The organism is Flavobacterium sp. B330r (assembly GCF_056824325.1).
This window is the reverse complement of sequence record NZ_CP124860.1, coordinates 447938-467655: the sequence shown is the minus strand read 5'-3', so window position 1 is coordinate 467655 and position 19718 is coordinate 447938. Positions and strand designations below refer to the sequence as shown.

Genomic DNA, 19718 nt, shown 5'->3' with positions numbered 1-19718 from the left:
CAATTTATACCTTAAAATTGAAAATAACTATTTAAATTTGCACTCGCTATGAAGAAACAGAACCAGAAAATGAATAATTATTATCGTCGCAGTATGAAGTGCTGTGCTGCTGTAATGGTATTTATTGATCTGGCTTAATATATAAAATGATAAAATTTATTTCGAAAAAGCCTTTCAACTAATTAATGGAAGGCTTTTTTGTTTTTTTAAACTGTAAAGAATGATTGAATTAAAAAATGTAACCAAAACTTTTCATCAGAAAGACAGAATTGTTGCCGCTTTGTCTGATGTCTCTTTAAGGGTTCCTGAAGGGAAAATTTTTGGTGTAATTGGAACTTCCGGAGCAGGAAAAAGTACCTTAATTCGCTGCGTGAATTTGTTGGAAAGACCAACTTCTGGCGAAATTATCGTTGATGGAAAAGCTTTAATGCAGTTGTCAAATGCAGAATTAGCAATTGAAAGAAGACAAATCGGAATGATTTTTCAGCATTTCAATTTACTTTCTTCGAGAACGGTTTTCGAAAATGTGGCTTTTCCGCTAGAATTGGCTGGAACGCCAAAAACTGAAATCAAAACACGTGTTTTAGAATTGCTGCAATTAGTTGGATTGGCCGAAAAAGCCAATGATTATCCAGCAAGTCTTTCGGGAGGACAAAAACAGAGAGTTGCCATTGCAAGAACTTTGGCTAATAATCCGAAAGTTTTACTGTGCGATGAAGCGACAAGCGCGCTTGATCCTGCAACAACTAGATCGATTTTAAATTTACTGAAAGACATTAACAAACGTCTTAACATTACGGTTTTGCTGATCACGCACCAAATGGAAGTTGTAAAATCTATTTGTGATGAGGTAGCGGTAATCAGTCACGGAAAATTAATTGAGCAGGGAAGTGTGGGCGAAATCTTTGCAGATCCAAAACATGAACTGACAAGAGAATTTATTTCTTCTTCGCTTCATATCGAAGTTCCATCTGTGTATCAGGAAAAATTGCAAAAAGAAAACAATGGAAATCTGAATCCGTTATTGAAATTGGAAATGACAGGAAAATCGGTTAATGAACCTGTTATCTCAGAAGTTTCAAGACTTTTTGATACCGATTTTAAAATCGTTAGTGCACAAATGGATCAGGCTGGCGAAGTGAATTTTGGCGTAATGCTGATTGAACTTTCAGGGAAACGCGAAAATTACGACGCAGCAATTCAATATTTTAATTCAAAACATATTAAAACAGAAATTATAGGTTATGTCTGATTCTCTTATAGATTTATTGTTAAAAGGAACATGGGAAACCATTGTTATGACTTTTGTATCGGGCTTTTTCGGGTTTTTGTTAGGACTTCCAACGGGAATTTTATTATTCTTAACTCGTAAAAACCAGATTCTGGAACAGCCGGTTTTAAACAGAACATTATCAGTAGTGGTAAATGTTTTTCGTTCTATTCCATTCATCATTTTAATCGTTTGGATGATTCCGTTTACACGAGCCATTGTTGGGACTTCTATTGGTGTGAGTGCCGCTTTGGTTCCGTTAAGTATTGGTGCAGCACCATTTATTGCCCGTTTGGTAGAAAATAGTTTGCTAGGCTTACCGTCGGGATTAATCGAAGCAGCGAGAGCATTGGGCGCAACTCCTTTACAAATTGTGTACAAAGTATTGTTGCCAGAAGCTTTGCCCTCTTTAATTAATGCGGCTTCAATTACTTTAATTACTCTTGTTGGATATTCTGCAATGGGAGGAGCTGTTGGAGCAGGTGGTTTAGGACAAGTTGGGTATCAATACGGATATATAGGTTATGATGCTGTAACAATGAACTCTGTTTTGGCTTTATTGGTCATTCTGGTATTTGTAATTCAGTTTGCTGGAGACAGATTATCAAAACGATTTGATCATAGGTAATATTTAGTCGAAAAGTCGAAAGTGAAAAGTCGAAAGTGAAAAGACGGGAGGCGAGAGTGAATATTAGAATTAAGAAATTTAAAAAATATACAATTATTATGAAAAGAAATATTTTAAAAATAGCTGGAGTTTTGACTTTGGCGCTTGTTTTATCGAATTGCGGGAAAAGCAAAAACAACGACCCTCATTTTATAAAAGTGGGAGTAGCTTCTGGACCAGAATTAAAAGTAGCAGAAGCGGCTAAAAAAGTAGCTAAAGAAAAATTCGGATTGGAAGTAGAACTGGTTTCTTTCAACGACTATGTGATTCCAAATGAAGCTTTAAGCCAAGGTGATATCGATGCGAATGCGTTTCAGCACAAACCGTATTTAGACGAGCAATCGAAACAAAGAGGTTACAAATTAGCCATTATCGGGAATACATTCGTGTATCCGATTGCTGGGTATTCTAAAAAAATAAAAAGCCTTTCTGAATTGAAAAACGAAAGCACAATTATTATCCCAAATGATCCAACAAACGGAGGACGTTCGTTATTGCTTCTACAAAAAAACGGATTATTGAAGTTGAAAGATGGTGTTGGTTTATTGCCAAAAGTAACAGACATTGTTGGCAATCCTAAAAACTTAAAAATCTTAGAATTAGAAGCACCTCAATTGCCTCGTGCTTTAGACGACAAGAATGTGTCTATTGCGATCATCAACAATACTTTTGCTTCTGCAGCAGGATTGGTTCCATCTCGTGATGCTTTGTTTGTTGAAGACAAAGATTCTCCTTATGTAAATTTGGTGGTAAGCCGCGAAGACAATAAAAACGAAGAAAAAGTAAAACAGTTTTTACAGGCTTTTCAATCTCCAGAAGTAGAAAAAGCTGCTGAACAAGAATTTAAAGGAGGAGCAGTTAAAGGCTGGTAAAAGAATGTGAGATGTAAAATGTGAGATGTGAAATGTTATTGATTAAGACATTTCACATCTCACATTTTACATTGTACAATTCATAATTATATAAAACAATCTGTTGATTTTGTAATGCTTACGTTTTTTTATTGAATTAAATTAGAGTTCAATTTTTAAAGCAAAAGCCATGAGATCGATTTGGACAGGTTCGGTAAGTTTTGGGTTAATTAATATTCCAATAAAAATGTTTTCGGCGGTGCAGGAAAGCAGTCTGGATATGGATATGCTTGACGCAAAAGATCACGCTAATATCAAGTTTAAACGTGTTAACGAAAATACGGGTAAAGAAGTAGATTTTGCCAATATTGTAAAGGGATATAATCTGGAAGGTAAATATATTGTTTTGGAAGATTCTGATTTTGAAGCTGCAGACGCTATTAAAACCAAAACAATCGATATTGAAAGTTTTGCTTTCGAAAAAGAAATCCAAAGTATTTATTACGAACAGCCCTATTATCTCGAACCCGATAAAGGCGCCATGAATGCCTACGGGTTACTTCGCGATGCGCTCGAAGCTTCAGGAAAAGTAGGTGTTACAAGATTTGTACTGCGAAATAAAGAAAGTCTAGCGATTTTAAAACCGTATAAAAATGTCATTGTTTTAAACAGAATTCGATTTGAACAAGAGATTCGAAGTACAGCAGAATTAAAATTGCCTCCAATGTCTAAAAAAGCGACAAAAGAAATGGACATGGCCGAAAAACTAATCGATCAGCTAACGGAGAAATTTGATATTTCTGGCTTTAAAGATGAATATACCGCTAAGCTTTTGGATATCATTAAAAAGAAAGCCAAAGGAAAACCACAGAAAGCGGCTCCAAAACTAAAAGTCGTGCACAAACAAAGCGACGATTTAATGGAAATGCTGAAAGCCAGTCTCGAAAACAAAAAGAAAAAATCTTCTTAAGCCTTTTGGCTATTTTCTAGTTTGTGAATAATCTTTTTAATGTTGGCGCCTTTCGATAAAACAGGTTTCCATAAATCGCCTTTTTTCTCAAAACGACTTAATACATTTTTGATGGTAAATTGCGACGGATGCAGTTTATCATTTACCTCACTCCATTCTAAAGGCGTAGAAACTGTTGCGCCAGGTTTTGGACGAACAGAATACGGCGCTGCCAAAGTTTGTCCGCGTCGGTTTTGTAAAAAATCGATGTACAGTTTATTTTTCCTTTTTTTGATGCTTCTGTCAATCGAGGTAATATCAGGCAGTCTGGAATGTACCTCTTTGGCAATTAATTCGGCTAGAATTTTAATCGAATCATAATCGTATTGCGCGCCAAGCGGAATGTAAATATGAAGCCCAGAAGCGCCCGAAGTTTTGCACAAACATTCGGTTTCCAATTCGTCTAAAACTTCTTTTACAACCAAAGCAGTTTGAACCACTAGTTTAAAGTCGTCTTTTGCGGGATCTAAATCAATTACGAGCCAATCTGGATTCTGAATATGTTTTATGGTCGAATTCCACGGATTCATTTCGATACAGCCTAAATTGGCCATATAAAGGAGTGTTTCTTTATTATTGCAAATAAGATAATCAATGTTGGCATTGTTGGATTCTGAGAAGATTTTTTTGGTTTTAAGCCATTTCGGAATTTTATCGACATCAACATCTTTCTGATAAAAACTAGGAGAATCAATTCCGTTTGGGAAACGGTTCATCGATTCTGGACGATCTTTTAAATACGGTAAAATCAGTTCTGAAACTTCATTATAATATTGCACAATATCACCTTTTGTAATTCCATCTTTTGGAAAATAAATTTTATTCTGATTGGTAAGATGTAAGGTAGTTTTACCAATTTTTAAATCGTAATCATTCTCAGTTTTGTGTTTATTTGATTTTTCCATTTCAATTAAATTAGAACTCCCATTAACATCGTTTTTCAAATTGATTTTGCCATTGTCATTGCCATTTTCATTACCATTAAAATTCACTTCCTCAGCTTTTTTATCAACCCTTAATCCAAGATAAACAGGATGTCGCAAATGCTGATCCTGCGTCCATTCGGAAAATTTTACCTGGCAAACGACCTTTGGTTTTACCCATTGAATGGGATCGCGCAAAGAGATTTTTTCGTCAAGCGGAGATTTTTCTATAAAGTAAGGCTCGAGTTGAGTGTATAAATCTTTCAGTACAGCTTCGGTAAAACCCGTTCCGCATTTGCCAATATATTGCAGTTTTTTAGCATTATATTGACCTAGAAGAAGCGCGCCAAAATACTTTCTCGAATTTTTAGGTTCGGTGATTCCGATAATTATGGCTTCTTCTTCATTTGCTGTTTTTATTTTGAGCCAGTTTGTACTTCTTCTGTTTGCAGCATAAGTGCTATCGGCTCTTTTGGCAAGTATACCTTCCGTTTTATTTTTAACTGCTTTTTCAAATTGTTTTATTCCGTCGCCAACGGTATGTTCAGAATAAAAAACATTCGAAAAAGGATATTTATTGAAGAGAATTTTCAGCAGTTCTTTTCGTTCCAAAAGCGATAATTCAGTAATCAGATTTCCATCCAAATTCAATAAATCAAAGACGTAATATTTGAGATTCCCAATTCCGGTTTTCATGTAATTTTGAAGCAGTTGGAAATCGGCTTTGCCAGCATCATTTTCCACCACAACTTCGCCATCCAAAACTACGTTATGATCTATTTGTTGTAATTCTTCGGCGATTGGTTTGAAATTATCAGTAAATGAAAGCTGATTTCTGCTGAATAAATCTACCTGCTGATCATTAATAACGGCAATCGTCCTGTAGCCATCGTATTTATTTTCGAAAACCCATTCGTCATCATCAAATGGCTTTTCGCTCACACTGGCAAGCATGGGTTTTATAAACTCAGCTATTTTAACTTTCGGATTAGACTTTTTTTTTGCTGTTTTTTTCTCAACTGTTTTTTCTTCTGTTTTTGAAGCCAGTTTTTCAGATTTTTCTATCAGCTGTTCCAAACTTCTTTTAGAAATAACCGATTTATTTTTTTCTAAAATATCTTCAGTAGAAGCATATTTATCATTTTTCTTGATTAAAAGCCAAGCATTTTCTTGTTTGCCATGAAGTTTAACCAACGAAAATTCGCCTTTGAGTTTTTTTCCTTTTAAAACAAAACTCAAACGTCCTTTTTCTAAATCGCTTAATAATTGTTTTTCGTCCGAAGCTGTTTTTTCATCTGAAGTATATGTTCCATTATCCCAAACAATCACATTTCCGGCACCATAGTTTCCTTCTGGAATTGTACCTTCAAAATCCTTGTAACTATACGGATGATCTTCTACCATCATTGCGAGACGTTTTACTTCAGGATCCATTGACGGACCTTTTGGCACTGCCCAGCTTTTTAAAACGCCATCCATTTCTAACCTAAAATCGTAATGAAGATGCGATGCGGCATGTTTCTGTATCACAAAAATTAATTCGTTAGCCGATTTTTCTACTTTTCCTTTTGGTTCACGAGTTTGTTTAAAATCTCTTTTTTGATGGTATTTAGACAGTGACATAATCTTTCAAAAGAATTAAAGTGGTTAATGAAATAGAGTAAAGCGCCGTTGCCGTGACAGCAAAAATAATATGGGCAAAGAACAGCTGAATATAATAACCTTTAAAATCAATTGGGGGTTGATGATTGGTCATTTTAAATATAATAATCCAGCTGAATATGCCAATTACACCACTGATAACTCCTAATATAAGAGCATTTAGTGGAGAAATTGGTAAAATATTCTTTACCCATACTATATGATATCCCATAACAAATAGAAAACCAATAATGTAATGTATTAGCCATCCCCAAGTTTTCTGAGATTCTTCGGAAAGGCTTGTATTTGTTTTTTTTAGAGCAAAACTCAATAAAACAGGTTCTTTATACAATTCTTTAAAATTTTCCGACATAGCATAACTAAACCATGTCATAGCCGATGTTGCCACAATAGAAATTAAAATTACTTGTATAATGGTGTAAATCATATTGACCTTGTTTTTGAATTAAAAACTCTTTATCAAAGTTACTTTTAAAAAGGCTGTTTTATGTTATAGGATTAAAAAAAGCACTTATATAATTATCAGTAAAATATTGGTTTTCAAATATTTTAAGATTCGAATGTTATAACCGTTAAGTATAAAATTTAACTTGAAAACTAATCTAACTTTGGTTGTCTATTGTTTTGAAAAACCAAAACAATTTTGATATAATTATAAATTTATTTTGACAAGTGAAAATAGCGAAGACAATTATCACCATTTTGTTTATAAAAATATTAGGAAGACATCGTTTCTGGGAAATAGAAATAATACTGTAATAAATTGCAAAAATGGCTTTAGCAAAAGACATCCAATTTTTGTTTTATACGCATTTATATTCAAAAATAGCCCGTGGCTGAAACCACGGGTTATGTTTGAAATAGATATTCATTTTGTATCCTAATGGATGAAAAGATTAGAAACTATTTCTCTAAAATTATTTCAAGACATTCCCTCAAAATAGAAACTGCTTTTTCCATTTCATCTTTCTCTAAATGTCCAAATCCTAAACGGGTCGCGGTAAGATTTTTGGTCTGATATAAAATGGTCTTTGGCAGAAATAAACCCTGTTTGGAACATTCTTTTTGAAACTGAACCAGATTAAAATGATCCAGCCATTCGACCCAGATTGCCAGTCCTCTTGGCGGGATTTTAAACTTAATTCTATCTTTTAGTTTATCGTTAAGAATCGAAACAAAATGATCGCGTCGTTCTTTGTAGATTTTTTTATTTTTCTTAGAAAGACGATGCACTTCCCCCTCGGTAATCCATTCAGTAAGAACCTGTTCTTTTATGACATCTATTCTCGGTTCAAGAATATTTTGATGCTTTTCGAGTTCTTTGATAAATTCCGCAGGCGCGGCCACAAAACCATAACTGAATCCTGATGGCAATGATTTTCCGAAAGAACCGATATAAACCACTTTCTGATTGGAATCAAAAGCGGCTAAAGGCAAAACAGGATTATTATCGTAATGAAACTCAAAATCATAATCGTCTTCCAAAATCACAAATCCGTATTGGTTGGCCAATTCCAAAACTTCGATTCTTTTTTTAGCACTAAGCGAAATCGTGGTTGGATAATGATAATTGGATGTCAAGTATAAAACCCTAATTTTGGTTGTTTCGCAAATTTCTTTTAAACGTTTGGTGTCAATTCCGTCTTCATTTACCGGAATAGAAATTATCTGCGCTCCCGTATTGGTCAGCGTCATGTTTGACATATAATATCCCGGCGAAGCTACAACGACTTTATCGCCTGGAGCAATAAGTACTTTTGTTACCAAATACAAAGCAATTTCGTGACTGCTTGTCGTAAGAAGATTTGAAGTTGAAATACGAATTCCTCGAGTAAGATTCAAATAATTAGAAAAATGAGTTTTAAAATTCGAATGCGAACGCAATTCTATCTGCTCGTAGGTTTTAGATGTTTTTCGTCTTTTTAATTTCGAAACATATAGTCTCGCTAAAACATCGGTTTGGACTAATCTTAAATCAGGCATTCCGTCATTAAATTGATACGGCAGATTACTGATTTCTATTGGGCTTTCAAGAATAGTCGAACGCTGAAAACTAAAGCCAATATTATCTTGAGAGACATTTTGTTCTTTCGAAAGAATAAATTCAGCTTTGTTTTTTTGTTTTTGCTGAGATAAAATAAAAGTTCCTTTGTTCGGAAGTGTTTCAATCCAGCCTTGCGATTCTAAATCCTGAAAGGCTTTGATTAAAGTGTTTCGGTTAACAGAAAGCACTTTACATAAAATTCTGGTACCGGGAAGTTTGGTGCCTTCGGGAAGAAAACCCGTTTGTATGGCTTTGATAAACTCAAAAACAAGCTGCAGATAAATAGCAGTGCTCTCTTCTGGTTTAAGCTGAATAAAGCTTTTAAAAGGAATTTCAACCGGACTATCCATAATTTATAAACTGACACTTTTTATTAGTACGGCAAGATACTGCTTTTCTTAAAATTTTTAGAAAAAAAGAAAAGTGATCTTACCTAAATAAGTGCTAGAACGATGACCAAATCAAACTATTAAGTCCGGCTGAAATATTTTTTATTTAATAAATAAGATGCAATTAATCCGTTGACTGAAATTGAACAAGCATTTAACTACGTCATTTTTTTCTGCGAAGTTTATGCTAAATATTGTGATTATATATTCTCAAAAACAATTCATTCCGTAGGAATGTTTCATCGGTAGAATTTAATTTGGATTGCGGTTATACGTTCCGTAGGAACGTTTGATTGTAAAACAGAACGCTGTTATATAAAATCAGGTGTTCCTCTGGAACACAATGCAAAATGATATATTCTTTTTCTACCGACCAGATATTCCTACGGAATATTAAATTGTAACTCGTTGTGGTAATTCATTATAATATTAATTACACTTTAAAAATCAGTTTCTTTTTGTAGAAAATCCATAAGATAAACGACCAGAAAAGAGCATAAGATAAAGCATAAGCGAGTGATGCATTTAATGGGTTTTCAAAACAAGGAACAATTCCGTGGTTATATATATACGCTTGAAGTCCAATTTCTTCGCCAGCTTTTTCAGGATCGGCTACTTTTATGCCACTTAAAACTCTAGGAATTATTCCGGAAAAGAAAAATACGATCATCGGATTTACACCCCAGATCAGGAATAATTTCGTCCATTTTTTATGTCCTTTAATATCGATTATATAATACAAAAGCGTTAAACATAATGTTGCAATTCCGGCAGTATACAGAACATAAGAACTTGTCCAAAGCGATTTGTTAATAGGGAAGAAGATGTTCCAAATTAAACCTCCAATTACTAAAGCAGTTCCTGCAATGGCGGTCTTTTTTACGATTTCCATTTTATCAACAGACAAGTTTAATAGTTGACCAATGTACATTCCTAAAATTCCGGTTCCAATGGCTGGCAAAGTGCTCAAAATTCCTTCTGGATCCCAAGTTTTAGAAGATGCCCATAAATGTCCGTTCAAAAGCGTATCGTCTATCCAAGCGGCAAGATTGGTTCCTTTATCAAAATTGGCAGGACCAAATCCGGGAACGGGAACAAAAGCCATTACAAGCCAATATCCAACTAAAAGCCCTGCTAAAACCAAAAGCTGTGTCTTTAAATTAGTCTTTAAATACAAAATAGAAGTAAAGAAATACACAATGGCAATTCGCTGTAAAACACCTGGAATTCTCGTGTCTTCAAAATGTTCAAGTCCGCTAAATGATAATGAAATAAGGATTAGAAACATACCAATGGCAAGAATGGTTTTGACTTTCATTGAAAAGTTTCCTAAAAGGGTATACGCAACCGCAAAAGCAATTATTAATCGCAATCCTAATAACGGAATTCCTTCTAAACCAAATAAATGAATTCTGCTGAAAACACTTAAAAACAATCCTAAACAGAAAATACGAAGCGATCGAACTAAAATTTTATTGAAAACACTTCCGTCAAAATGTTTTACAGGCATTGCAAACGGAATAGCCGTTCCCATAATAAAAACAAAAAACGGGAAAACTAGATCAGTAGGCGTGCAACCATGCCATTCAGCATGTTCTAAAGGCGGGTAAATAGATGACCAGCTTCCCGGATTATTGACAATCGTCATTAAGAGAATGGTAAATCCTCTAAAGACATCGAGTGAGGTTAAACGTTCTTTTGTCATTGGGTTGATATTTTAGATAGGGTTAGAATTTTAGATTTTAGATTTTAGATTTTAGAATATAGAATATAGAATATAGATTTTAAGATTTTTTGGTTTTGGATTTTGGAATTTTTATTTCATTATCGCGTCTTGAATGATCTGTTGAATTTCTTCTCTGATTTTTCCTTTGGCTAATTTATTTTCGTCATTCACTACTTCTGGATAGGTTCTGTTGGATAGAAAAACATATACAATTTCGGTTTCTGGATCTGCCCAAGCCATGTTTCCTGTAAATCCTGTGTGGCCGAAACTTGCTTCAGAAACACAGTCGCAGGTTGGTCCGCCTTTGTGCACTCTTTTATCAAATCCTAAACCTCTTAGAACGCCTTGATCTTTGTAATAACACGTATTAAAAGCATCAAAAGTCTGTGGAGAAAAATATTGAATTCCGCCGTAATTTCCTTTTTGCAGATAAAGTTGCATCATTTTGGCAACATCCATCGCATTAGAAAAAATTCCTGCGTGACCTGCAACTCCGCCTTCCATTGCCGCGGCCATGTCGTGTACATAACCTTGAATGACTTGATGTCTGAAATAGTTATCAATTTCAGTTGGAGCAATATTACTTTTGTTAAATTTATCTAGCGGATTATAAAGCGTATTAGTCATTCCTAGAGTGCTGTAGAAATTTTCTTGACTCAGCTCTTCTAATTTTTTATGTGTTTTTCTTTCTAAATATTCTTTTAAAATGATAAAAGTAAAATCGCTGTATTTGTATTCTTTTTTCAGAGCTACAGGACTTTCAGCAATGATTTTCATAATCGTATCATGATAATCGTTTCGAATATAAAGATTGTCGGCAACTTTTGTTGTAAAACCGTTTTCGGCTGCTTTTCGATAGTATTTTTCAGAAGGCTGATTGTTGCTGTCTAACGTCGCTTTGTAAAACGGAATCCAAGCTTGAAGTCCTGCATAATGATTTAGGAGATCTTTGAAAGTGATGTTTTCTTTGTTTGTTTTAGCAAAAAAAGGCAACATATCTTTCAGTTTGGTATCCAGCTCTACTTTATTTTTATCATACAATTGCATCACATTTGGTAGTGTCGAAATCATTTTTGAAATCGAAGCCACGTCGTATAAATCTGAATCGGTTACTTTCTTGCCGTTATCATAAGTCTGGGCTCCGTACGATTTCTGAAAAATTACATTTCCTTTTCTAGCCACCAAAACCTGCATTCCAGGTGCCATTTTTCCATCAATTGCTTTTTGCGCTACGGCGTCAATTTTGGATAGAATTGCCGGATTCATATTTACATTTTCTGGAGCTGTAAAGGCCAGACGATTTAGCTTTTCGGTCGTTAAACCATCATTTACATGGAAAGCATCATTGATTGAAACAGGTAGTTTCCCTTTGGCTTCAATAGCACCAAAAAGCAATCCTGCCGAAACAACCTGACTAATATCTGAGTTTTGATACGAAACCACCAATCCTTCAATATCATCAAAATTGTTGATTGATAATAACGAATATGGTTTTGCAAATATGTCCAAAATCACTTTGTTGTGTTTTGCAATTTCTTTCAGCCAAAGCATTTCTTGTAATGTGAATTCTTGTTTTTCCCAAGCTTTATTTACTTTATGATAGCTGATAATTACCTTGTCAAATTTTCTCAATTCTTTATTTAGACTGTCAAGATTCGTGTCTTTCACTTCTGTAATTTCAGTATATTTTTTTAGCGTAGAAATAAAAGCGCTGTTCGTGTCTTCGCCTAGTTTTACGTAAGCAATTTTTTCACTTAAATCTTTTATCGGAAGAATTTCTTTTTCGTTTTTTAAAACCGTAATCGCATTTTCATACAACTTATAATGCAAAGCATCATTTTGCGACGGATTCAAATCATTGTATAAATTGTTTAAATCGATTGGTTTGTATTTGTTCAGTCCTGCTTTGTATTTAAAATGAAGAATTTTTTTAACCGAATGCGCCAATCGTTCTTCTGTAATTACTTTTTCATTGTAAGCAACTTCCAGTTTCTGAAAAGCAACAGGTACATTTTCTGGACAAAGCAAAATATCGTTTCCTGCTAAAATAACAGCGATTTCTAGATCTCCAGGACCTTTAAAATTGGCAGCGCCTTTCATCGCCAAACCATCTGTAAAAATTAATCCGTTGAAACCTAATTCTTTTTGAAGCAGATTGGTAACCACATTATAAGAAGCCGAAGAAGGACAATTTGGCTGCGATTCTAAACTCGGAATATTAAGGTGCGCCACCATAACAGAAGCCAGGCCTTCGTCAAACAGTTTCTTGTACGGATATAGTTCGACCAATTCCATACGTTCTTTAGAAAAATTAACGGTAGGCAAGGCGTGGTGCGAATCGGTTGAAGTATCGCCATGTCCAGGAAAGTGTTTTCCGGTGCAGAAAACGCCATTTCCTTGTATGCCTTTCATTAAAGCAAGAGCTTTTTCGGTTACATTGACTTTATCTTCGCCAAAAGAACGGTTTCCGATAATTGGATTTTTCGGATTGGTATTAATATCCAAAACAGGAGCAAAGTTAAAATGAACGCCGATTCGTTTGTTTTCGGCTGCCATATTTCTTCCCACATTTTCGATTAAACTTAAATCTTGAATAGCGCCCAGAGTCATATTCCAAGGATAACGATACGTTGAATCTAATCGCATGGCTAATCCCCATTCGGCATCAATTCCGATCATCAAAGGAACTTTAGCTTTCGATTGATATAAGTTGGTTAATTTCGCCTGACGAACTGGCCCGCCTTGAAAGAAAATAACGTTTCCTATTTTATAATCTTCAATTAATTTGCTGATCTGATTAACATGTACAGAATCTTTATTGGAATAGGCAGAAACCATAAACAATTGCCCGATTTTTTCCTGTACGGTCATTTTACTGTAAATGCTGTCAACCCAAGCCGTTTCTTTATCAGAATCTTTAAAGAAGGTTTTTTTCTCTGAAGTATTTTTGGGTACGTAAACAACAGTGTCTTGTAAAGGAATATTCTTTTTATCATCTGTTGCGCCATTATTTTTTTTGGATGCGCAATTGGTAATTAAAAATATAAAAGCGGCGTATAAACTGATTTTTATGAATGAATTTTTCATATAATTTTTTTTTAAAATCAATTTGAGTTTAATACACTCAGACTCAAATTGATTCATCAATATTGATGTACTGAATTAGAAACTTATTTCTTTCTCACTGCGCGTACTAGTAACAAATAAACCTAAATAAGTAATTAATCCGTTTAGTATAATTAATTCATTATCAAAAACATATCCTGCAAATAAAACTTTAGAATATTCATTGATAAAATAAGTAAACAATGGAGAAAGCAAACAGATAAACGGAACCAGTTTGTCGTTTACATGTCTTGATTTTTGGAATAAACCAAAAGCGTATAATCCTAATAATGGACCGTAAGTGTACGAAGCAACTTTAAAGATCATTCCTACGACTGAACTATCATTGATTGAGTTGAAAATTAGGATGATAAAAAAGATTAAAATAGAAAAACTGATATGCACTAAATGTCTAATTTTTACGGTGTTTTTCTTATGGCTGTTTTCCGCTTTGTCCATTCCTAAAAAGTCAACACAAAAAGAAGTCGTTAAGGCTGTTAGGGCAGAATCTGTAGTAGCAAATGTTGCTGCAATAATTCCTAATAAAAACACGATTGCAGGAATAAGTGCTAAATGATTTAAAGCAATTTCAGGGAAAAGCAAATCGGTTCTTGGTTTTCCGGTAACTAAATCGGTTGGAACTGCAATTCCGTTTTTGTTTGCATAGATGTATAAAAGTGCTCCGACGCTCAAAAAGAAAATATTGATTACAACAAAGATTCCTGTAAAAGTGAACATGTTTTTTTGTGCTTCGCCAATGTTTTTACAGCTTAAGTTTTTTTGCATTAAGTCCTGATCCAAACCTGTCATGGCAATGGTTACGAACATTCCGCCCAGAATTTGTTTTACAAAATGAAATTTACTTCCAAAGAAATCATCAAAGAAAAAGATCTTAGAATAATTACTGTTTTTCACTTCTTCAAAAGCGCTAATGGCACTCAAATCCATACGATCGCAAATGAAATAAATAGTAAGGAAAACAGAAGTTACAAGGAAAAACGTTTGTAAAGTATCGGTAATAATAATTGTTTTTAATCCGCCTTTATAGGTATAAGAAAAGATAAGCAGCAACGAAATTAAAACAGTAAAGGCAAAAGGAACATGATAAAAATCGAATACAAAACGTTGTAAAACAATTACCACCAAATACAATCTGAAAGCAGAACTTATTGTGCGGCTAATTAAGAAAATAGAAGCGGCTGTTTTATAGCTGAAAAAGCCCATTCTTTGCTCAATATACCCATAAATCGAAGTCAGATTCATTCTATAATACAAAGGCAGCAATAATTTGGTAATGACAATAAACCCAAGAGCATTTCCTAAAACAAACTGAAAATATTTAAATTGTTCACCGCTTGGTGCGCCAACTTCTCCAGGAACAGAAATAAAGGTTACTCCAGAAAGAGCCGTTCCGATCATTCCGAAAGCTACTAAATACCATTTTGAATTTTTATTGGCAGTAAAAAAAGCTTCATTTCCACTGTCTTTTCTGCTGACTCTGTGCGATATATAGAATAATGTTCCGAAATAAATGATAATAAGGAGAAGGATGGTACTTGGTGTCATTTTATAGTTTTGGTGTTTTTTTTGGTTTTTATAAATAATTCAAATCAGAAATTTTTTAATTGACCTAACAGATTTTACTCTGTTAGGTCGGTGTTAAAAACTCCAAAAAATGAATTTATTCAGCTTTTGAATTTGTATAAATCTATAAAAAGATTTTGATAGTGTGGTTTTAGTTTTCCTGATTTTTGTTGTGAGCTGAAAGTACAGCTCTAACGCTTTTATGTGTGTGCAGTAATTCTTCGGCAACATCGTATTCAATGCCAAGTTCTTCCATGATCATCTTGATACCGCGTTTAACCAATTTTTCGTTAGACAGCTGCATATCAACCATTTTATTGCCTTTTACTTTTCCTAATTTGATCATTACCGAAGTAGAAATCATATTCAAAGTTAATTTTTGAGCCGTTCCTGCTTTCATTCTTGTACTTCCTGTTAAGAATTCAGGCCCTACAATTAATTCAATCGGATAATCGGCTTCTTGAGCAATAAGTCCGTTACTGATGCAAGAAATACTTCCTGTTTTAATATTGTGTTCTTTAGCTTTTTTAAGAGCTCCTAAAACGTAAGGCGTATTACCAGACGCAGCAATTCCGATAATCATATCTAAGCTCGAAATTTCGAATTTTGCTAAATCCTTCCATGCTTGTTCGGTGTCGTCTTCAGCATTTTCTACCGCTTTTCTAATGGCAGTGTCCCCACCAGCAATGATTCCGATAATCATATCATGCGGAACACCAAAAGTTGGCGGACATTCAGATGCATCTAAAATTCCGATTCTCCCAGAAGTTCCAGCTCCAATATAAAATAATCTTCCGCCCAGCTGCATTTTTTTTACAATGGCCTTAACCAGTTTTTCTATTTTAGGAATCTGTTCTTCAATAATATGCGGAACTTTTTTGTCTTCTGTATTAATGTTTGTAAGAAGTTCTTTCACGCTCATTTGATCCAAGTCTTTGTACAAAGATTCTTGTTCAGTTTCAGGATTTTTATTTTTCATTTTTCTTTTTTTTGATTTTTGAAACCGAGATTTTTCTACTATCAGGCTTCTCTATTTTACATTAATAGTTTGATATTTTTATCTAGAATAGAATTTAATTTTAAAAACATAGAAACACAGGTTTTGATTTTTGTTTAAAAAGGTAACCAATCTTTAAAAAGCAAACCAAAGAGAACTACATTTCTGCATAGCAATATATATGTGTGTGTTTATGCTAATGAAACGCTTTTGTGTAAGTCTATCAAAGTCTATGTTTCTATTGTTTAAAAAATTAAGTCTAAAGGAACTGAATTAGAAATATTATTTATAAATCAGGTATTTTGTTCGCATTTTTTTGAAAGCTTCAAGATCTTTCTGCCAAGTCTTTCTTATCTGAACTTCAGAAACACCGCTTTCAATTTGCTGCTGTAGTTTTTTTGTTCCAGCCAGTTTGGTAAAAAATGCGTTGAAGAATTTTGTTTTGTCGCTGGTATTGTGGTACGCTTTAATAAGCCATTTCAATTCTAATTGCTTCAATTTTGGATATGCAGTTAAATCTTCACCAAAACATTCTTTTCCATTGTATAAAGGATCTTTTGCGCCAAAATTGGGTTTCGGAGTAAAACTGAAATTGCTTTTGGTTAAATATGGAGAACCGTAGATTTGAAATTGTTTCTCAGTTCCGCGTCCCATACTCACATTTGTTCCTTCAAAAAGACATAAACTTGCGTATAAATTTATAGACTGGTCATTTGGCAAATTCGGAGACGGTTTTACCAATAAACTATAAGGCATTGTTCTGTTGTAATCTACACAAGGAATTATGGTTAGTTTGCATTGAGCGCCATCTTTTAACCATTTTTCACCATTTACCATTTGCGCATATTCACCAATTGTCATTCCGTGAAGGAGCGGAATAGGGTGCATGCCGACAAAACTGGTAAATTCTTTTTCTAAAAGCGGTCCGTCAACAATAGAACCATTTGGATTTGGACGATCAAAAACAATAAGCTGAATATTGTTTTCTGCACAAGCTTCCATCACATAATGCAAAGAAGAAATATAGGTATAGAAGCGTGCGCCTACATCTTGCAAGTCAAAAATCATGACATCAATTCCAGATAACTGCGCTGGTTTTGGTTTTTTGTTGTCGCCGTAGAGTGAGATAATTGGCAGACCTGTTTTCGGATCTTTTCCGTCAACGATATGTTCGCCGGCATCGGCTGTTCCTCTAAATCCGTGCTCGGGAGCAAAAATATTCTGAACAGTAATTTTTTTCTCCAATAGAAAATCAACCACATGCGTTTTATCAGATAAAATTCCGGTTTGGTTGGTTACAATTCCAACTTTTTTATCTTTTAAAAGCGGTAAATATTTTTCGTAATTGTCTGCACCTGTTTTTATAACAGCGTTGTTAATTTCTGCTGAAATAACGTTTTTATCTGGCTGAATGGATGCAGAATATGACGGGCTATAAAACAGAAATGCTGTAACAAAAGCACTTTTTGCTATAAATTTTATCATTTTAATACAGTTATTAGTTAGAGACAAAATGGACTAATAAAATTAAGATTTTATCGGAGTATATGAATGTTTTAGGCAGATTTGGGGAATCTAAAAACTAACAAGATATAACCTGCATGAATCAGGATTAATTTTTTATTTGGCCTTTTTATTGGTCACAATGTGTTTAAGAGAGTATTTTAAAATACTGCCTCCGAAAAGTCTCACGTCGGAGGCAGTTGTATTAGATGTGGTTTTTCAGTTTTACCGAATTACCACCCTGGATTTTGTTTTAAATCGACACCTTGCGCTTTGTACAAATCAATGTCATTCGTTGGAATGTTCATTAAATAATGCTTAGGTTCGAAAGTTCTTGTGCTTGCTGGGTATATTTTCACATATCCATTTCCGTCCACAACAGTTTGCGATCCAACTGGAGTTCCAATTCTAGCTCCTAGGTTCACATCAGGGTTTTTGCTAGTGTCTAAGTAATCTCCTTTTTTCCAACGATAAATATCAGCTTGTCTTAAAGTAGTCCAGCTCATGAATTCGATTTGACGTTCACGACGAACTTCCCAGATTAACGGATTTACAACACCAGAAAGTTGTTCTAGAGACGAAGTTCTTCTTGGGTCATTAATCTGCACACCATTTGCAGAAGCATTTGTTCCATCTGTTGTTAGAGGAGCAATTCCTGCACGTGCACGAACTTTATTGATCGATAAATCAAGATCGCTGTTGGTTGCTGTTCCTAACTCAGCGCAAGCCTCAGCATAATTTAAATATACTTCGCTTAGAGTAAATAATGGAGCGTCTGTGTAGTTACGTCCTCCAGTAGTTACATCTGGACCAGTTGTAGCAGGGTTGTTGTACAATTCAAATACATATCCTGACATAGAAACCAAAGCTGCAGTACCAAAAGGTTTTCCTTTATAACCATAATTTGCTGGGTTTACTGTTTTTGCAAAACGAGGATCTCTGTTAGCAAATGTTTTAGCAGCCGTATCGTCACCAGTATATTGGCTGTTTCCAGCTTGCTGAATAGGCAATCCGTTTGTGGTTACGTAGCTATCAGCTGCCCATTTTGTTAAACCGTACTGAATCGTTGAAGTATTCGTGTAGTTTTGAAGTGAGTGCATTAATACGTTTGTTAAGTAACGTTTTGCCAATATCACTTCAGTATTTCCAAGTAATTCAACTGAATTGTAAAGTCCTTTCCAATCTGCATTCAATTTGTAGCTTGGATTGTTCATGATCATCAATGAAGCTGCTTTTGCTTTGTTTAAGTAAGCGCTTCCATCTTGACCTAAATGGTATTTTCTGTATGTACCTTCGTAAAGGCAAGCATTGCTTAAAGCAGCGTAAGCAGTATATTTATTTGCTGTAACGTTTTTATCATCGCTAACCAACATTAAATCTGCAGCTTCTTGTAATTCTGCAATTACTTTGTCCATAATTTCGGCTCTTGGTTTTGCAGGAGCGTATACTTCTGCATCAGCTTGAGCTAAATATTGATCAGTATACGGTACATCACCAAATTTTTGCACTAAACGGAAATACGTATAAGCTCTAAAAAATTTAGCAACTCCAATATAGTGGTTCTTTTTCTCCGTAGACATACTTACTGTTGGTACTTTTTCCAGCATCAAGTTACAACGACGGATAAGCGTGTAATACTCATTCCATGAATAAAGATTTGTAGTTGCAGCTGTAACTGGCATTTGATAGAAAGTAAAGGCAGACAAGTTATCATCTACTCTATAATCGCTTCCGTGGTAGTAGAAGAAAGAAAGTCCGATTGTTGTTCCGTTTCCATAACCATAAAAAGTATCGTAGTTAAGCCATGAAAAGGTTTTTACGTTATCTTCTGACTGCCAAAAGTTATCGTTTGTAAATTTATCTGCTGGATCATCAGTAAGATAATCTGAACAGCTAACAGCGCTTCCTGCAAGTAAAGCAGTAGCAAACATTAGCAGAAACTTAGATTTTATATTATATTTTTTCATTGTAAGAGTTTTGAATAGTTA

13 protein-coding genes are annotated in these 19718 nt (G+C 34.4%); 4 read left to right on the top strand and 9 right to left on the bottom strand.

Translation table 11 applies throughout. The annotated features are described in order from the left end of the window. Positions 1-220: 220 nt before the first annotated feature. From metN to ku, 4 genes are all read left to right on the top strand, one after another. Entirely contained in the window at positions 221-1252 is a 1032-nt protein-coding gene (metN, locus tag QLQ95_RS02050) for a methionine ABC transporter ATP-binding protein MetN (RefSeq protein WP_482502422.1), read from the top strand. Then, complete coding sequence (locus QLQ95_RS02045; protein WP_095929005.1) at positions 1245-1898, top strand: methionine ABC transporter permease MetI; 654 nt, start codon at positions 1245-1247, stop codon at positions 1896-1898. The genes metN and QLQ95_RS02045 overlap by 8 nt, the downstream gene beginning before the upstream one ends. A gap of 98 nt (positions 1899-1996) precedes the next feature. Next, positions 1997-2809, top strand: a complete 813-nt coding sequence (metQ, locus tag QLQ95_RS02040; protein ID WP_482502420.1) for a methionine ABC transporter substrate-binding lipoprotein MetQ — start codon at positions 1997-1999, stop codon at positions 2807-2809. A gap of 169 nt (positions 2810-2978) precedes the next feature. Further along, entirely contained in the window at positions 2979-3758 is a 780-nt protein-coding gene (gene ku, locus QLQ95_RS02035; protein ID WP_095929003.1) for a non-homologous end joining protein Ku, read from the top strand. Here the strand turns inward: ku and ligD are convergent. The 9 genes from ligD to QLQ95_RS01990 all read right to left on the bottom strand — a co-directional run bounded on the left by ligD (position 3755) and on the right by QLQ95_RS01990 (position 19697). Beyond that, entirely contained in the window at positions 3755-6343 is a 2589-nt protein-coding gene (gene ligD, locus QLQ95_RS02030; protein WP_482502418.1) for a DNA ligase D, read from the bottom strand. The genes ku and ligD overlap by 4 nt on opposite strands. After that, complete coding sequence (locus tag QLQ95_RS02025; RefSeq protein ID WP_095929001.1) at positions 6330-6809, bottom strand: hypothetical protein; 480 nt, start codon at positions 6807-6809, stop codon at positions 6330-6332. The genes ligD and QLQ95_RS02025 overlap by 14 nt, the downstream gene beginning before the upstream one ends. 476 nt (positions 6810-7285) lie before the next feature. After that, complete coding sequence (locus QLQ95_RS02020; protein ID WP_095929000.1) at positions 7286-8776, bottom strand: aminotransferase-like domain-containing protein; 1491 nt, start codon at positions 8774-8776, stop codon at positions 7286-7288. Between the two features lie 472 nt (positions 8777-9248). After that, positions 9249-10520: an acyltransferase family protein gene (locus tag QLQ95_RS02015; RefSeq protein WP_482502416.1), complete on the bottom strand. Its 1272-nt coding sequence runs from the start codon at positions 10518-10520 to the stop codon at positions 9249-9251. A gap of 111 nt (positions 10521-10631) precedes the next feature. Further along, positions 10632-13628, bottom strand: a complete 2997-nt coding sequence (locus tag QLQ95_RS02010) for a serine hydrolase domain-containing protein (protein WP_482502414.1) — start codon at positions 13626-13628, stop codon at positions 10632-10634. 75 nt (positions 13629-13703) lie between these two features. Further along, positions 13704-15212, bottom strand: a complete 1509-nt coding sequence (locus tag QLQ95_RS02005; RefSeq protein ID WP_320492210.1) for a sodium:solute symporter — start codon at positions 15210-15212, stop codon at positions 13704-13706. Positions 15213-15381: 169 nt separating this feature from the next. Next, a complete protein-coding gene (gene murQ / locus QLQ95_RS02000; protein ID WP_250836957.1) occupies positions 15382-16209 on the bottom strand; it encodes an N-acetylmuramic acid 6-phosphate etherase in 828 nt (275 codons plus the stop codon). A 300-nt stretch (positions 16210-16509) separates the two neighbouring features. After that, positions 16510-17712 carry an exo-beta-N-acetylmuramidase NamZ family protein gene (locus QLQ95_RS01995; RefSeq protein ID WP_482502411.1) on the bottom strand — a complete coding sequence of 401 codons (1203 nt, stop codon included), beginning with the start codon at positions 17710-17712 and terminating at the stop codon, positions 16510-16512. Between the two features lie 251 nt (positions 17713-17963). Continuing rightward, entirely contained in the window at positions 17964-19697 is a 1734-nt protein-coding gene (locus QLQ95_RS01990; protein ID WP_320492208.1) for a RagB/SusD family nutrient uptake outer membrane protein, read from the bottom strand. Positions 19698-19718 lie beyond the last annotated feature (21 nt).

Bases quoted from the DNA above. Each gene is read 5' to 3' on its own strand.
- metQ (WP_482502420.1), top strand. From the start codon at position 1,997: ATGAAAAGAAATATTTTAAAAATAGCTGGAGTTTTGACTTTGGCGCTT.
- QLQ95_RS01995 (WP_482502411.1), bottom strand. From the start codon at position 17,712: ATGATAAAATTTATAGCAAAAAGTGCTTTTGTTACAGCATTTCTGTTT.
- ku (WP_095929003.1), top strand. From the start codon at position 2,979: ATGAGATCGATTTGGACAGGTTCGGTAAGTTTTGGGTTAATTAATATT.
- QLQ95_RS02025 (WP_095929001.1), bottom strand. From the start codon at position 6,809: ATGATTTACACCATTATACAAGTAATTTTAATTTCTATTGTGGCAACA.
- QLQ95_RS02045 (WP_095929005.1), top strand. From the start codon at position 1,245: ATGTCTGATTCTCTTATAGATTTATTGTTAAAAGGAACATGGGAAACC.
- murQ (WP_250836957.1), bottom strand. From the start codon at position 16,209: ATGAAAAATAAAAATCCTGAAACTGAACAAGAATCTTTGTACAAAGAC.
- QLQ95_RS02010 (WP_482502414.1), bottom strand. From the start codon at position 13,628: ATGAAAAATTCATTCATAAAAATCAGTTTATACGCCGCTTTTATATTT.
- QLQ95_RS02020 (WP_095929000.1), bottom strand. From the start codon at position 8,776: ATGGATAGTCCGGTTGAAATTCCTTTTAAAAGCTTTATTCAGCTTAAA.
- ligD (WP_482502418.1), bottom strand. From the start codon at position 6,343: ATGTCACTGTCTAAATACCATCAAAAAAGAGATTTTAAACAAACTCGT.
- QLQ95_RS01990 (WP_320492208.1), bottom strand. From the start codon at position 19,697: ATGAAAAAATATAATATAAAATCTAAGTTTCTGCTAATGTTTGCTACT.
- QLQ95_RS02015 (WP_482502416.1), bottom strand. From the start codon at position 10,520: ATGACAAAAGAACGTTTAACCTCACTCGATGTCTTTAGAGGATTTACC.
- QLQ95_RS02005 (WP_320492210.1), bottom strand. From the start codon at position 15,212: ATGACACCAAGTACCATCCTTCTCCTTATTATCATTTATTTCGGAACA.
- metN (WP_482502422.1), top strand. From the start codon at position 221: ATGATTGAATTAAAAAATGTAACCAAAACTTTTCATCAGAAAGACAGA.